At 62.7% G+C, this 1,428-nt stretch carries 1 protein-coding gene; it reads right to left on the minus strand.

Features of this window, described 5'->3' with window-relative positions:
• Positions 1 to 350: 350 nt before the first annotated feature.
• A complete protein-coding gene (locus VJR90_10130) occupies positions 351 to 1,385 on the minus strand; it encodes an IS630 family transposase (GenBank protein HKV97828.1) in 1,035 nt (344 codons plus the stop codon).
• Positions 1,386 to 1,428: the final 43 nt, after the last annotated feature.

The raw sequence follows: 1,428 nt of genomic DNA on the forward strand, positions 1-1,428 counted from the left end.
TCCGGCAGCCTCCCACTCCAAGCCCCACCAACCGCGTTGCCCGCGCCCATCTAGCACGATCCACCCGCCGGCGTGAGAAATGATGTGGACCAAGTGCTTACTATATCGAGCTGCTCCTCGTATCTTATTGCTGACGCCTCTTCCGGTCGTGGCGGAGCGCGTAGCATAGCGCCTGCCCTACCCCGTTGGCTGCTTCTGAGCGGAGGCGCCGGAAGCGCGAGGTCGATACGTCGCTTGTTACCGAGGCCCAAGACGCGACGCCGGATGGCATCGTGCCAGGCGACATCTACCCTGGCTTTAACGAGACCAGGATGACCAAGGGTCAAGCTTTTCCGAAGCCGCGAGCTTACTCACGGGTCTGTAATATAGGCGACACATGGTGTCTTGAAGAATGACCGTATTAGGTGGGGCATGCGCTTCATCGCACTGAGTTGTGCCTCGATCTTCTCGTGGAGCGTTTCGCCGCGCCGCAACGGTGCCCGCGCCACCCCGGTGCGTTTCACGTGGCTCCAGACCAGTTCGTCAGGGTTGAGCTCAGGGGCATAGCCGGGAAGAAAATGCAGCGTCAGCATCCCATTCGTGGATGCAACATAGGCCTTCACCAGTGCGGTCTTGTGCGCGGGAAGTCCATCGAGCACCAAATGCACCGGCTTCGTACGGTGCCGCATCATTCGCCGCAGCAGCGTGACGAACAGCTCAGCGTTCAGCCCGCCGTGGTAGGTGCAGTACCAGAAACCACCACGTGCGTTCACCGCGGAGGCCGCACTGATCGATTGCCGCTGGCCAGGGCACTCGAGCACTGGCGTCTCACCCTTCTTGCCCCAGGTCTTTCCGTGCACGGCATCGGCACGAAACCCCGACCCATCCCAGAAATGGACCTCGCCGCCCGAGGCTTTCGCCCGTCCGGCAATGGCTGGAAACCGTTCGCGCCGCCACGCCTCAATTGTCACCGGATCACGCTGGTAGGCTCGTTGCAGCGGTTTTTGCGGCGTCAGCCCCAGCTTGGCCAGCAATGCCCCTACCGCCGTCACGCCAAGCCGGATGTCGAACTTCCGCTCGATCAGGGCGGCGACCACAGAGCGCGTCCACAATCCGAAATCCAGCCCATACTGGCGCGGATCGCGGCCGTTGATCCAGCGAAACACCCGTTGCTCCTGACCCGGCGTCAAACTGCGCGGCCGCCCGGTCGCCGGCCTGGAGTGCAGCGCCCTCAGCCCAACACCCGGCCGCGACGCCGCAGCGAGCCATTTGTAGATCGTCGTGCGATGAAACCCGAAGGAGGCAACGACCGATGATGCACCCTCGCCTTCCCGCACTCGCTCGACCGCCATCATACGAATGGCTTCCAGCGTCCGATGATCCAACCCGCGGCCATCCCGTTTCATGCCGCCGCTATAGCAGAGCACCAAGCGCCGTACAATAAGAATG

It is taken from the genome of Gammaproteobacteria bacterium (assembly GCA_035279405.1).
Classification (GTDB): Bacteria; Pseudomonadota; Gammaproteobacteria; order Natronospirales; family REEB76; genus REEB76.